Consider the following 14,426-nt stretch of genomic DNA (forward strand, 5'->3'; position numbering starts at 1 on the left):
ACTGAGAAGATGTTGTCGTTTCTGTAAAAACTTTAATACTATGAAACGGCTATTCACTCTTTTTATAGATTACAAACTGTTTACCTTGCCTCATCTTAAAAACTACGATGTGTTTTCATATCTCGTTTGAAAATGCTATATCTGCACCTGCTCCTAATTGAGCTAAACGATGACATACTGCTAAGTTACTATTCGCTTTTAAGGTATAGTGGACTCGAAAATTTTTGGGTAAGTGTTGTTCTAAACTTTTGCACTGCCGATCAATTGTATTAAAATTATAGAAATAGAAAGGACTATTACACTCTAGTTTTTGATTGAGTTCAGAGATTAAAGAATCAGGCATTTTGATGATGTTATATAGCTTTTCTATATTTTTTTAACATCCCAATTTTATTTTAAATTCTACTCAATGTCACGTTTTTTTTACATTTCTTAATAAAAAAAGTAATTACTCAATTTTTTGTAAAAAAGAAATTTTATAAAATTAGAATAGAGAATGAAAGGACTCAAATGTATGAGCTATAATAATCTCTTATTATTAAAAAAAATAATGATAATTTATTAAAATACAAAATCAACTTAGTTGAACTTTAAAAAATGTTAATATTGCCCAATTAATTTAATTTAATTTAATTTTAACACTGGGAGAACTGTAATGTTGCGATCGCGCATTTATTCTATATTTTTAAGTAGCCTATTACTGGGCCTGGCAATCACAGGGAATGCAGGGCATATCCCTGTGGTAGCCCAAGAAGCCGCAGCAGAAGGAGAGACCGCAGCAGAAGAAGAAGAAACCGCCACAGAAGAACTTACTCCCCTAACCCCAGAAGAAATTGCCTCAGCCAAAACCGCAGAAGATCCGAGTATTCCCGTAAAAGAACTAGAACTTCTCCTACGTCCCCTTACGGTAGAAGAACTGCAAATTGAAGCCACCGCTTGGTTTGCCTTACTCAAAGCAAAAGTTCAAGAAATCAGCGAAGCGGAAATCGCCATTCAACGCCAAAACAATGCGATTCGCAAAGAAGAAGAAGCTGCCGCAGCCTTAGAGCAAGCTAAAACGGACATAGAAGAAGCAGAAGAAGAAAAAGCCGACGCTGAACCCAATTCTCCAGAATTTGAGGCAGCCGCAAAAAAAATAGAAGAAGCAAAAGAAAAACTCCAAGAAGCTCAACTGGCCTTAGAAGAAGCGAACGAAAATAAACAAAGCCTTGCTGAAGATGAAGCACTCACTGGAGCATTAGAAAAAGCAGAGGAAACCCAAGATATTGACGCAGCCCGAAAAACCCTTGATGCTGCCAGAACTTATCGGGAGGAGCTTACAGCCGGTTCAGTGGCTTACGATGCACTCACCGACAGTATTGATGTCCTCAATACCAACATCACAGATTTTGAAAAAGCCCAAGAAAACCAACAAAAAGCGATTCCTGACAGTCCCGAATTTGAACAAGCGACTCAAGAACTCGCAACCATTCGAGCAAAAGTAGTAGAAAGTCGGGAAACCCTGATCAATCTCCTTCCGGAAGAAGCTCGCCCGGAAATCAAAAGCATACCAAAAGATAACCAAGGGGAAGAACCGCAAAACAATGAGGGAGGTGAAGCCCCTGAAGGTGAAGTTCAAGGAAATGCCCCTGAAGGTGAAGCCACTGATGAAGTCGCTTCCGTGCTAGAAAACACCGAAATTGATGATGACAATCAAACAGAAGTGGCGGGGACTCCTGCTGTAGAAGACCCAGAAGCTGCTGAAGAGCAAAAAAAGGAACTCGAAGAAGCCAGCGAACAACTCAAAGAGGAAGCAGAAGCCGAAACCGAACTGAAAAACCAATTAGTGGTGACAGTAACGGAACTGCAAGCCCAACAAACTGCCCTGATTGACCGCTTGCAGACGGTGCTGGCAGAATTGGAGAAAAAAGGAGGCGATATCTCCTCTTATGAAAAATATATTCAAGCGGCCAGTGCGGTTCAATTGGATATTGAAGATACGGAAGGGTTAGGACTTCGCATCATGAGTTGGCTCAAATCGGAAGAAGGAGGACTACGTTGGGGAGGCAATATAGCGACTTTTGTGGCTATTTTCGTCGTGTCCGTTTTGGGCTTTCAACTGCTCGGTTTAGCTTTGAATTTCGGGTTAAAAAAAATCACAAAAACTTCGGCTCTCTTCCGGGAATTCCTTGTTATTTTGGTCAAACGAGGCGGAATTGTGGTGGGGCTACTGTTAGGACTGACAGCCTTAGAAGTAAGCTTAGGACCTTTATTAGCTCTCGTTGGTGGTGTTAGTTTTATTCTCGCCTTCGCCTTGCAGAGTAATTTAGGGAATTTTGCAAGTGGTTTGATGCTGCTGCTTTATAAGCCCTTTGATGTAGATGATGAGGTAGAAATTGCCGGACAATGGGCTTTGATTAAAGAAATCACCTTAGCCAATACGGTACTTCAGGTTTGGGGACAAGGACGAATCATTTCGATTCCCAATAGTACGGTTTGGGGAAGCACCATCGTGAACCATACACCCAAGGATGGGATACGCAAGCTTGTCGAGAAACTTTATGTCAATGTCAATGAGGATTTGGTTGAAGTTAAACAAATCATTGATGACACGATCAATAATCATCCCTTAGTGCTAAAAGAAGGATTTTGGGCAGGTTCGTTTGTTTGGCAAGTCAAGGATGTGGTGGAGATTTTTTATGTGGCACGATCTAAGGCTGATGATTATTGGACGCTCTATGAAGAGTTAGTTTTACAAATTCACAGTCGCTTACGAGAAAAAGGAATTGTCTTTGCTGCACCAGAGTATCGCGTTTTTATGAATCCTGATGTAGAGCATAAAGCCTATATGCAGCCCCAATTAGAGTCTGAAGTAAAAACCCAATCAAGGATGGGACTGGATTTTGAAGAGGCAAATTAACCTCGCTGAGGTGGTGGCCGATCGCTCTTAAATAGTAACTGTTCAGGGGGGGTAGAGATAGTGTAAACTGAGGAGTATGAAGAAGCAGATCACCATCGCAGGCCAAGAAATCCCCAGTGCAGACTGGGAGCAGACTCCTGTGAGCGTGAAAGAACTGATAAAAAAGCTAGAAAAATAAAAAAGCTAGAAAAAAGAATTATCGTAAGCATTACAGCCACTAAAAAAAATTATTGGGTTGCACGAATGGGGTGTCACTATCCCTACTTTTGTCGCTTTTTTAGGAAATGCTGTTATTTCAAAACCTTCTTATAAATTAAATCGCACCGTGCCGTTTCCACCCCCGTTGCAGGGACATACCCCGCTTTCTCATAAAGCCTCACGGCTTCCTTTAATACCGAAGCCGTTTCTACCCAAATTTCCCGATACCCTCGCGCCTTAATAACCCGTTCCAATTGCCCTAAAATAAACCGTCCTAACCCCTTCCCGCGCACTTCCGGCAAACAATACATTTTGCGAATTTCCACCGCCTTCTGACCCCGTTCAATGGGATAATAAGCCGCAGTTCCCACCACCTTTCCCTGCTGTTCAATCACCCAAAATTCTCCTCCCGTCTGCACATAATACTCCTCAACCGCCACCACATCCCGGTCTGCGGTTTCCGGTTGCCAAGGTAGGCCATACTCCTGTAAAACCTGAGAAATCACCCTAGAGGCAGAAATGCGATCGCACCCCTGCCAATCTCGAATTGTAAACCCTTGATAATCCAAATGCACCACTATTCCTCACACGCGCTAAAATAAGCAATTACAGAATTGGGACTTACCGCCTATCGAAACCATCTACGGAAAGCTGCAAGGACTGAAACCCAGTCAGATGAAGCAACTACGGCGATTGTACCAGCAACGTCTGCCCCAAGACTGCTTCACCACCCCGGAATTCGCCCAACGTCTTGCCGCCATCAGTACCGACCTCCAAGAACCCCTCTGCGTCTATCTGAACCGTCGAGGGCAAGTCATTCGAGTGGGAGTGGGAACGCTACAACAAACCAAAATCCCCCTCCTCGAACTCCCCCGCTACGGGGCCGAACGGTTGTGCGGCATACGCTGTATCACCACCACCCTGAAACGCAACCCCCCGAAAACCTCCAACCTCACGGCCATGGCCATTCAGCGTTTAGATAGCCTTGTCACCCTCACCTTAACCGGGCAGGGGTTTCAACGGCGAGGCGGTGGGGCCACCGGATATGTGCAAGAAGCCTATCTCGCCCATCTTATCCCCCAACCCGACCCCCAAATTAAAGAACGGCCCTACTGGATGTTATCCCCCCCCATGAGTCTCGAAGTCCTTACCCAACAGGACTTTCTAGAATTAGTCGAAGGGTTAGAAGCAGAATTTCGGCGGGAATTTGTCGCCCAGGCCGTAGATATTGACCAAGACCGGGTGCTACTGGTGGGGGTGCAAACTGCCGAAACCAGCGACACCGCCTTCTCTGAAACTCTAACCGAACTGGCTCGTCTCGTGGATACCGCCGGAGGAGAAGTCCTCCAAGAACTCACCCAAAAACGCGCCCGGCCTCACCCCCAAACCGTCATCGGGGCCGGAAAGGTGCAAGAAGTGGCTTTAGCCGTGCAAACCCTAGGGGCTAACTTAGTCTGTTTTGACCGAGACTTATCCCCGGCCCAAGTGCGAAACTTAGAACAAGAATTTGGTGTGCGAGTCTGCGATCGCACCGAACTCATCTTAGACATTTTCGCCCAAAGAGCGCGGTCCGGCGCAGGAAAACTCCAAGTCGAACTCGCCCAACTCGAATATATGCTCCCCCGACTCACCGGGAAAGGTCAAGCCATGTCCCGTCTAGGGGGGGGTATCGGCACAAGAGGGCCCGGGGAAACCAAACTAGAAACCGAACGCCGAGCCATCCAACGACGCATCGCCCGCCTCCAAAAAGAAGTCAACCAACTCCAAGCCCACCGGTCCCGTCTGCGACAACAACGGCAAAAACAAGAAGTCCCCACCGTGGCCATTATCGGCTACACCAACGCCGGAAAATCCACCCTGATCAACACCCTAACCAATGCCGAAGTTTACACCGCCGACCAACTCTTTGCCACCCTCGACCCCACCACCCGCCGCCTCACCGTGGAACACCCCACCACAGGCGACCCTCTCACCGTCCTCTTAACCGACACCGTGGGCTTTATCCACGAACTGCCCCCACCCCTCCTCAATGCCTTCCGAGCCACCTTAGAGGAGGTCACAGAAGCCGATGCGTTGCTGCATTTAGTGGACTTATCCCACCCCGCCTGGCAACATCAAATCGAATCCGTCTCCGAAATTCTCGCGGAAATGCCTCTCCTTCCCGCCCCGGTGTTATTAGTCTTTAACAAACTTGATCAAGTCGAGAGTGACACCTTAAAACAGGCCAAACGTCTCTATCCCTCAGCCCTCTATATCGCCGCCAGTCAGCGCATTGGCCTAGAAACCCTGCGCCAACAACTGGCGGAGTTAGTGGTTGAAAGTGAGTCCCCCCAAGTGCTAGAAGCGTGGCAACAATGACCACAAATGCTATGCTCTACTGAGTGTTGATGGCTGAGTGCTTTTGTTTATTGTTCAATAGGGAGTGAAACCCAAGGTTTTTCATTGGGGGATGTTGGGTTACGCTACGCTTCACCCAACCTACGCTCTACTGAGTGTTGATGGCTGACTGCTTTTGTTTATTGTTGAATAGAGTTTATCCCCCAATGCGTATCTCTCCTCGCCAAATTTTTTCTTGAACCTGCCGCCATAACTCGCATTCTTCGGGACTAACCTTGTGATCTGAGTATATGGCCGCTTGAATATCATCTCGTTCATCTCGCGTCAGTTGGCCATCCGAAATTGCCCGTTCAACCAAGGCGCGTATTTTTGAAATTTCCATTACTACCTCCTGGCAACTCAAGTTGCTCCAAAGTAATTATACTGATGCTTTCGAGGAGAAGGGCAAACCTTAATAAAATCCTGAGAATTGGTGATTTGCCAGAGGAGCATCGGGAGATGGGGAAGATGGGGGAGATGGGGGAAAGGGAGGTTTAAAGTTTTCTAGTTTTAAGGCTTCTCTATCTGCCGATGCTTTCTTTTTCAACGGAACTGATTTCAAGGATGGCATACCAATGCGATAGAATGGCACAGGAATCTAGTCTGATCCCCTAGTTGCTCTAGGCTGAATCTTGCGCTAGTCCTGAGAGAGTCTGGTGTAAGCCGTTTAGGCTTATTCCCAACTGATCGCAAAGCGTTCCCCAACCTTGGCTCGTTCGTTATTTGCGGAGTTTTGATTCGTTGAGCGTTTTAATTTCTGGTTAACCCGCGTGAACTTACAGCACATTTTCTCAACCCCGAATCCCATCATCGGTGTGGTTCACCTACAACCGCTTCCTAGTTCTCCCCGTTGGAGTGGAGACTTAAACGCCGTCATTGCCCGGGCGGAACAAGAAGCCACGGCCTTAGCCACAGGGGGAGTCGATGGCATTATTATTGAAAACTTCTTTGATGCTCCCTTTGCCAAGGATCATGTAGATCCGTCTGTGGTGAGTGCTATGACGTTAATTACCCAACGGATCATGAATTTAGTCATGTTGCCTGTGGGGATTAATGTTTTGCGGAATGACGCAAAAAGTGCCATGGCCATTGCCAATGTCTGTCAATGTCCCTTTATTCGGGTGAATGTCTTAACGGGAGTTATGGCGACAGATCAGGGATTAATTGAAGGGAATGCCCATGAACTCCTGCGCTACCGTCGAGAATTAGGCGCGGATGTGGCTATTATGGCGGATGTCTTGGTTAAACACGCTCGTCCCCTGGGGTCGCCCAATTTAACGACGGCGGTTCAAGATACTATTGAACGGGGTTTGGCCGATGCGGTGATTTTATCCGGTTGGGCTACCGGAAGTCCCCCCAACCCGGAAGATTTAGAGTTAGCGGTGAATGCGGCTAAGGGAACACCTGTTTTTATTGGTAGTGGGGCTAATTGGAGTAATATTGGCAACCTGTTACAAGCGGCAGAAGGGGTGATTGTGGCGAGTTCCCTGAAACGTCATGGCCGCATTACTGAACCTATTGATCCCATTCGCGTCCAAGCCTTTGTGGAATCGGCGAGGGAGAGTTTACAGTCCTCTGAGCAGAATCCAATGACTTCCCCAGAATCCGTTAAACTAGCAACGTAGATGGGTGAGTGTGGGCGAGTTTGCTAACATATAATCTATCTATTGTCAAGTTTTTTGAAGCGTTGAACTTGTTCACGGCTGAACCTCATGACTCAACCTGACTTTCGTCCTTGGATTTATCGTTGGTCGCGTCCAATTATTGCCGCGATCGCGCTTTTAGGATTAACCCTAACCACCTACCTGACCATTGTGAAAGTCACGGGCAAGGAAGCCTTTTGTCTGGGGGAACAAAGTGGGGCGGGAAGTTGTAATGATGTCTTTTCGAGTCCCTATGCGACGGTCTTTGGTCTTCCTCTGACGGTGTATGGAATGGGGGCCTATTTCATTATTCTTTTATTGGCGGTTCTCCCCCTTGCTTTCAACCTAACCCTGCAAAAACCCCAACGAGAGACCGTTGAACGGATCACGGGGTGGGGGTTACTCCTCGGATCAACAGCCATGATGGTGGCCAGTGGCTATTTAATGTATATTTTAGCCTTTGACCTCCAGACCTTTTGCCCCTACTGTGTCGCCTCCGCTAGTTTTGCTGTGAGTTTCTTTCTGTTGAGTTTATTAGGACGGAATTGGCAGGACTTGGGACAATTATTTTTAGGGATCACCATGGTGGGGTTAGTAACTTGGGTGGGGACATTGGGGGTTTTTGCCCAAGATACCCCAACGACTGTGGCCGGAGATCGCACCCCTATTCCTACTCTACAACGTCCCCCCCAACCGGGAGTCGGTTGGCAGATTACGACCGACTCCGGCAATGCTGAATTACAATTAGCCCAACACCTCCACAACCAAGGGGCTAAAATGTATGGGGCCTATTGGTGTCCCCATTGTCACGAACAAAAGTTATTACTAGGGAAACAAGCCTTTCAGAAAATCGACTATATCGAATGTGGACGAGGGGCAAAAAACAGTCAGCGCGATCGCTGTTCCGCCGATGGAATAGAAGCCTATCCAACGTGGGAGATTAACGGCCAACGATACACCGGAATACAAAGTCCCGATAAGCTGGCTAAGTTATCGAATTATGACGGCAGTACAAATTTTAAATATACAATGCCAGGACTTTGAACAATAAATTACCCATTACCCATTACCCATTACCCATTACCCAAATTATGAAACGCAGACGCTCACAACCTTGGATTCATAAATGGTCGCGGTTTATAATTGGCGCGATCGCAACCGTAGGCGTAATTCTCACCGCCTATCTCACCATCAGCAAACTCGGTGGCGGAGAAGTCACTTGTACCGTTGAAGCAACCGCCAGCGCCAGCGGATGTAATAGTGTCCTCGATAGTCCCTATGCCACCGTCTTTGGCCTGCCCCTCTCCCTCTTTGGCCTCTTAGCCTATCTCTACATGATCGCCAATGCCCTTAGTCCCTACCTCCTCAATAGTGAAGAAAAACGGGACTTACGGAAACAAGTAGAACATTACACCGGACTCCTCATGCTCATCGGGTCAACCGCCATGGCCGTCTTTAGCGGTTATCTGATGTACGTCCTCGCCTTTCAACTCCAAACCGTCTGTTACTACTGTATCGGGTCTGCCCTCTTTTCCCTCAGTTTACTCCTCCTCACCGTCTTTGGTCGAGACTGGAAAGATATTGGCCAACTTCTCTTTACAGGAATCATTGTCGCCCTCGTCACCTTCATTGGCACATTAGGGGTTTATGCGAATATTAATACCGCTAGCGTTGCAGGAGAACAAACTGTAATACCTCCCCCAACCACCCAACCGGAAAGGGGAGTCGGCTGGGAAGTCACAACCACCTCCTCCCCCTCCGAAATTGCCTTAGCCGAATACCTCACAGAACAGGACGCGATCATGTATGGCGGTTGGTCTTGTCCTTACTGTCACCTACAAAAATTACTCTTTGGCCAAGAAGCCATTAAAAAAATTAACTACATCGAATGTAGCCCCCCCGCAGAAGACGCAGAACCGCAAAAATGTGAAGAAGCGGGCATTCGGGCTTACCCCAGTTGGGAAATTGATGGACAACTCTATTCCGGGGCCCGTCCCCTAGAAGAATTAGCAGAATTATCAGGATATGAAGGGCCGAGTAATTTTAAATATACATTTTAAATATACATTTTAAATATACAATGTCCCGGTGAACTCCCCTAACTAACCGCAAGCGGTATAGTTAGGGCTTCTAATTTCATTGGGAATTGCATCTGACAACACCGAAGTTTTACCAGTCCGTCTTACATCCCCTCGATTAGCAGTAACGCGCTTTCCCTAACGCCAAAATCTGCAAGCCTTAAATTAGCCCAAAGGACATCAGTTCAGAGTACAACAGAATAAGATGATCAGACTGTTACTGTTGTCTTTTTTATTGTTGGAAGCAATCCATGTCTAAATCACCCCAATGGGTAAGCCAGATCAACCAGTGGTTTCGAGACCGCAAAAAATTGTGGTGGACTTCGGGGACGGTTGCTGGATTGGTGATTATACTTCGTTTAACCGGAGTGCTACAAACTTGGGAATGGTCGGCCTACGATACGGGGTTTCGTCTGCGGCCTCAAAAAGGTCTCGACGAGCGAATTTTAATTGTGACGGTGGATGAGACGGATATTCAGTGGGTGGGGACTTGGCCGTTTCCCGATCGCCTCCTCGCCAACCTGATCCAACGTCTCCAAGCCGCCAATCCCCAAGCCATCGGTATTGATATTTATCGAGATTTACCTGTGCCTCCGGGTCATTCTACCCTAGAGGCGGTGATGGAAAATACACCGAATTTGGTGATGATCGAGAAATTAGAAGATTCCCAATCGGTGGGTGTTCCTCCCCCTGACTTAGACCCAGACGCGATCGGCTTTAATAATATTGTCACCGATGGGGATGGGAAAGTCCGTCGAATGTTGTTGTATTGGCACATAGGCGAAGACTTCAAAACCAGTTTTGCCCTACGGTTAGCCCAGCTTTATTTACAAGATCAGGAGATTTCTCCCCAACCGGCCCAGATCAACCCAGAGTATTTACAACTCGGACAAGCAGTTTTTCGCCCCTTACAGCCCAATGATGGGGCTTATGTTCGCCTCGATACGAAAGGATATCAGGTTTTAGCCAACTTCCGTCACCCGGATTTATTTGCCACGGTGTCTTTGCGGGAGGTGTTAACGGGCCAAGTGTCCCCAGGGCAAATCCGCGATCGCATTATTGTCGTCGGTTCAACGGCCCCCAGTTTAAAAGATTTTGCCTTTATCCCCTACAGTACCAGTCTATTCAAGAGTCTAGAACCCATCCATGGGGTGGAACTCCACGCCAACTTTGTGAGTTATATCATTAGTGCTGCCTTGGGAGAACAAGCGTTAATTCGCGTCTTGAATCCCCCTCTCGCGTGGCTGTGGATTGTCCTGTGGTCTGGGGTGGGGGGAATTATCGTCACGGAATTCCGTTCCCTTATTCGGTCTTCTGTAGGTCTCCTTTTAGCGACTGGCGGGTTATGGGGGACGGTTTATTTGGCTTTTTTAGGAGGATGGTGGATTCCCATTATCCCCCCCTTTCTTGCCCTAGGGAGTACCGCCATTATCTTAACCGGATACCGGGCCTATCAAGAGGAAGAAATGAAACGGTCTATGGAATTCCTGCGATCGATTATTGACAATATTCCCGATCCCATTTTTGTCAAAGATCAAAATTATCGCTGGATTGTCCTCAACCAAGCCTATTGTCGCTTTAGTGGCTATTCCCGTGAACAACTGTTAGGAAAAACCGAACAAGAGATTTTCCCCCCCGCCGAAGCGCGAGTCTTTCGCCAACAAGCTCAATGGGTGTTTAACTACCAACAGTCTAAAGAAAACGAAGAAAAATTTACAGATAAAAGTGGGACAACCTACCTCACCGCCACCAAACGCTCTCTCCATCGAGATGCGGCTGGCAATATCTTTTTAGTGGGGGTGATTCGAGATATTACCGAACGCAAACGAGTGGAAGAAGAACTGCGTCGCACCACAGACGAATTAAGTCGCTCTAATGCGGAATTAAGACGCGCCCAAAATCGCTTACAACAACTGGCCTATTATGACTCTTTGACGGGATTAGCCAATCGCAAATCCTTCTATGAAAGTCTCCGCACGACTCTGGAGTGGGGGAAAAAGAATAATCAACTGGTGGGGTTACTTTATCTGGACTTAAATGGTTTTAAACAAGTGAATGATACCCTCGGCCACCCTATTGGTGATCTCCTGCTGAAAGCGGTGGCAGGACGCATTAAAAACTGTCTGCGTGAAAGTGATACAGTGGCTCGCTTGGGGGGCGACGAATTTACTGTGATTTTGCCGGGGATCAAAAATCCAGGGGATGTGGAAATTGTCGCTAAAAAAATTAGCGGGACTCTCTCGGAAAAATTTGCCCTTGATGACCATTTTGTCTCTGTCACCGTGAGTATCGGCCATAGCGTCTATCCCCGTGATGGAGACACAGAAGAAATTTTGATCAATCTGGCCGACCATGCCATGTATCGCGCTAAATCTTTAAGCCGGAAAAGATAAAGACAATCTGTAGAAAAAGTAAAGAAATGTTATAATTCAAAGCGGTACATATACCTATAATGGGTTTACCCTTGTCTGTAAACCCTTTACAAAAATTAATACTTCGACCCAAAACGTTGACAACATGAATCCTTGTTTATTTGGCGTAAAGCCCTCTTTAGCTTTGACCTAGCCTGAAATGTTGACTCTTTCAGCGTCTTCAGTTCCATGTCTTCCGGTTTTCTTGGAAAAAGTTAAGTTTTAATGACTTCGTTGTCTTTAGGGTAATCACTGACAAGATAACAATCCTTTGTACTTAGCAACAATTCTATAAATTAAATTTACAATGAAGATTACCGTGAATATACTGAAGGTAGTCGTGACTTGCAAGACGACTCTTGCTTTTACCATGGGTACTCCTCTCCATTTGGCCAGTATCATTACATTAGGACTGACGTTACCCGCAGTCTGCACAGGGGTTGCTTTGGCGACTCCCTCCTTCTCATCTTCCTCCTTTTCCTCTGCTGAGAAGATGCTCTCCTCTCAAGTTACTGTTCCCTCCTCCCTTGGCCGGACGGTTCAAGAGACTCCCGCTTGGTATCCCGTTTTCCTTAATGAGCAGAACGGCAAAGACGATGGTTATACCCCCCCCAATAATGGGGGACCTGATAGTTCTCAGGGGTCTGGCACTCGTTAAGGTTTTGGTAATGGATAATGGATAATTGGTAATTGGTTACTGATGACTGATTACTATTCCCGTGCCTTGAGCGAAGCCGAAAGGCTATTCCCTTGTTCACAAACAACAATCAACTCTCATTAAACTCGCATTTCTCCCCTTGTAAAAGGGTGTGACCTTGCCAAACGTCGCTCGGTTGAGGATAATCGCTGCGGTAATGACCTCCCCGGCTTTCTTGGCGAAATAAGGCACTCTGGAGAATTAAATAAGCTACATCAAACAAATTTACCGTTTCAGTGAAAATACGGATATGTTCTGCTAATTTTGTAAAGTCTTGATGTTGGGTGGCGGGAGAGGGATGGGTAAAGAGGGGGGCATAGAGAGAAGATTGGGCCAAACGGGTGCGGCCCTGTTGGACTTGCGCGATCGCATCCTTTAAAACCCCTTCCGTGCGAGCAATTCCGGCACTATGCCACATCAACTGTTGTAACTCCTCCCGGAGCGTTAATAGCTCGGCTAGGCTCATATCTGGAGGCGGAACCGTAACCACCGGGCCACTCTCCTCCACCTCCCCCAGAGGCGACAAAGACAACTCCGCCAACCGGCCCGCATAAACCAAACATTCCAACAGGGAATTACTCGCCAAACGGTTAGCCCCATGCACCCCCGTACTGGCCACCTCTCCCACCGCATACAACCCCGACACGGTGGTTTGGGTATCCGTATCCGTAGCGATACCCCCCATCCAATAATGCGCCGCAGGAGCAACCGGAATCGGCTCGGTAAACACATCAATCCCCCACTTTTGGCATTTTTGAATAATATTCGGGAAACGATAACGCACTCGCTCTGGGGGAATGGGACTTAAATCTAGATAAACACAATCTTGATCGGGATGTTTCTCTAAATGGTGGAAAATCGCCCGACTGACCACATCCCGTGGGGCCAACTCCCCTTTGGGGTGATAGTCAAAAGCAAACCGCCGGCCTTGGGCATCAATTAAATGGGCCCCCTCCCCGCGCACCGCTTCACTAATTAAAAAATGGGGGGCATTGGCCTTCATTAAAGCCGTCGGGTGAAATTGGAAAAACTCTAAATCTCGTAACTGAGCCCCTGCCCGCCAAGCCAAAGCAATACCATCTCCGGTACTCACAGCCGGGTTAGTCGTTTGGGCAAACACTTGGCCACCGCCCCCCGTCGCTAAAATAACCGCCGCCGCCCGGACAAAATGGATTTGCCCCTGATGCCACACCCAAAGCCCCTCACAGCGTTGGGTTTTCGGGTTTACCCAGAGACTGAGGGCGAAGGCTTGGGCGGCAATCGTCACATTGGGGCATTGTTGCACTTTGGCGATGAGAGTAGAAACAATGGCCCGGCCCGTAGTGTCTGCTGCATGGAGGACACGGGGATGAGAATGGGCGGCCTCTAGGGTGAGGGCTAAATCATTATTTTTGCGGTCAAAGGCCACCCCTAAGTCCACGAGACGGTTAATGGCGGTAACGGCATTATTCACGAGGAATTCGACGGCAGTGCGATCGCATAACCCGGCCCCTGCTTTCAGGGTATCCTGTAAATGGGAGACACTGGAATCATCCGGCGCAATGGCCGCCGCAATTCCCCCCTGGGCCCAATCACTCGCCCCCGTCTGCATACTCTCTTTCGACAACAGACAAACCGAATACTCCGCAGGTAAACACAGCGTCGCATATAACCCCGCAGCCCCCGCCCCCACCACAACCACATCGGTGACAGAAGGGAGAGGAGAAGACAACGTTGCAGCAGAGGAAGAAACAGTCATATTTTCAAGGGAAGCGGCAAAAGGGAACAGTCAAGCGTCAGGCGTTGTACCTCAGACCAAACAGGCAGCCCAAGCAACAGCCAACCATCGTCATCTCAGTGTACCGTACTGATCGGTTTGTATTGACAACTCCCCGCCCTGGAGTCGAAGTCAGGACGGGGCTTTAGACCCATTATTTTTGGTAAAGTAGTAGAGGCAATTCCTGAACTCCCCCTACTCTCAACCCGTTTTCAACGAGTTTAAGCTATTAGCCTTGAGTTTCAACCCAAGGTATATTGGTTCGCTGCAAAAAAAACACCCCTTCGAGAGGGGTGATTCAAAAAAAAGTAAGATCAAAGAATTTTTCAACAAAAGAGCCGCTTTCCTCCCCCACCTCGGAACAGGTG

At 47.6% G+C, this 14,426-nt stretch carries 11 protein-coding genes; 7 read left to right on the top strand and 4 right to left on the bottom strand.

Annotated elements, in window-relative coordinates; all coding sequences use genetic code 11:
• Positions 1 to 115: 115 nt before the first annotated feature.
• Complete coding sequence (locus PN462_RS23315) at positions 116 to 343, bottom strand: hypothetical protein (RefSeq protein WP_443029023.1); 228 nt, start codon at positions 341 to 343, stop codon at positions 116 to 118.
• A 312-nt stretch (positions 344 to 655) separates the two neighbouring features.
• Between PN462_RS23315 and PN462_RS00390 the strand changes: the two genes are divergently transcribed.
• The gene (locus tag PN462_RS00390; protein WP_272125831.1) at positions 656 to 2,899 is read left to right on the top strand and encodes a mechanosensitive ion channel domain-containing protein; all 2,244 of its coding nucleotides are present in this window, start codon (positions 656 to 658) and stop codon (positions 2,897 to 2,899) included.
• Between the two features lie 290 nt (positions 2,900 to 3,189).
• Here the strand turns inward: PN462_RS00390 and PN462_RS00395 are convergent, their stop codons facing one another.
• Positions 3,190 to 3,672 (bottom strand): GNAT family N-acetyltransferase, encoded by a 483-nt coding sequence (locus tag PN462_RS00395; protein ID WP_443029024.1) that lies wholly within the window; start codon positions 3,670 to 3,672, stop codon positions 3,190 to 3,192.
• Positions 3,673 to 3,772: 100 nt separating this feature from the next.
• Between PN462_RS00395 and hflX the strand changes: the two genes are divergently transcribed.
• A complete protein-coding gene (hflX, locus tag PN462_RS00400) occupies positions 3,773 to 5,455 on the top strand; it encodes a GTPase HflX (RefSeq protein WP_272125833.1) in 1,683 nt (560 codons plus the stop codon).
• 175 nt (positions 5,456 to 5,630) lie between these two features.
• Here the strand turns inward: hflX and PN462_RS00405 are convergent, their stop codons facing one another.
• Positions 5,631 to 5,816 carry a hypothetical protein gene (locus tag PN462_RS00405; RefSeq protein WP_272125834.1) on the bottom strand — a complete coding sequence of 62 codons (186 nt, stop codon included), beginning with the start codon at positions 5,814 to 5,816 and terminating at the stop codon, positions 5,631 to 5,633.
• A 427-nt stretch (positions 5,817 to 6,243) separates the two neighbouring features.
• On the opposite strand from PN462_RS00405, the gene btpA reads away from it, so the two are divergent.
• The 5 genes from btpA (at position 6,244) to PN462_RS00430 (ending at position 12,263) form a co-directional block, all read left to right on the top strand.
• On the top strand, positions 6,244 to 7,098 hold the full coding sequence (gene btpA / locus PN462_RS00410; protein WP_272125835.1) for a photosystem I biogenesis protein BtpA: 855 nt from the start codon (positions 6,244 to 6,246) through the stop codon (positions 7,096 to 7,098).
• An 87-nt stretch (positions 7,099 to 7,185) separates the two neighbouring features.
• The gene (locus PN462_RS00415; protein WP_272125836.1) at positions 7,186 to 8,160 is read left to right on the top strand and encodes a vitamin K epoxide reductase family protein; all 975 of its coding nucleotides are present in this window, start codon (positions 7,186 to 7,188) and stop codon (positions 8,158 to 8,160) included.
• A 47-nt stretch (positions 8,161 to 8,207) separates the two neighbouring features.
• Positions 8,208 to 9,176 (top strand): vitamin K epoxide reductase family protein, encoded by a 969-nt coding sequence (locus tag PN462_RS00420; RefSeq protein ID WP_272125837.1) that lies wholly within the window; start codon positions 8,208 to 8,210, stop codon positions 9,174 to 9,176.
• A 269-nt stretch (positions 9,177 to 9,445) separates the two neighbouring features.
• Positions 9,446 to 11,587 carry a CHASE2 domain-containing protein gene (locus PN462_RS00425; RefSeq protein WP_272125839.1) on the top strand — a complete coding sequence of 714 codons (2,142 nt, stop codon included), beginning with the start codon at positions 9,446 to 9,448 and terminating at the stop codon, positions 11,585 to 11,587.
• Positions 11,588 to 11,975: 388 nt separating this feature from the next.
• Positions 11,976 to 12,263: a hypothetical protein gene (locus PN462_RS00430; RefSeq protein ID WP_272125840.1), complete on the top strand. Its 288-nt coding sequence runs from the start codon at positions 11,976 to 11,978 to the stop codon at positions 12,261 to 12,263.
• 109 nt (positions 12,264 to 12,372) lie between these two features.
• On the opposite strand, the gene nadB is transcribed toward PN462_RS00430, so the two are convergent.
• A complete protein-coding gene (gene nadB, locus PN462_RS00435) occupies positions 12,373 to 14,040 on the bottom strand; it encodes an L-aspartate oxidase (protein ID WP_272125841.1) in 1,668 nt (555 codons plus the stop codon).
• Positions 14,041 to 14,426: the final 386 nt, after the last annotated feature.

The organism is Spirulina sp. CS-785/01, assembly GCF_028330525.1.
Taxonomy (GTDB): Bacteria; Cyanobacteriota; Cyanobacteriia; order Cyanobacteriales; family Spirulinaceae; genus JAQMSD01.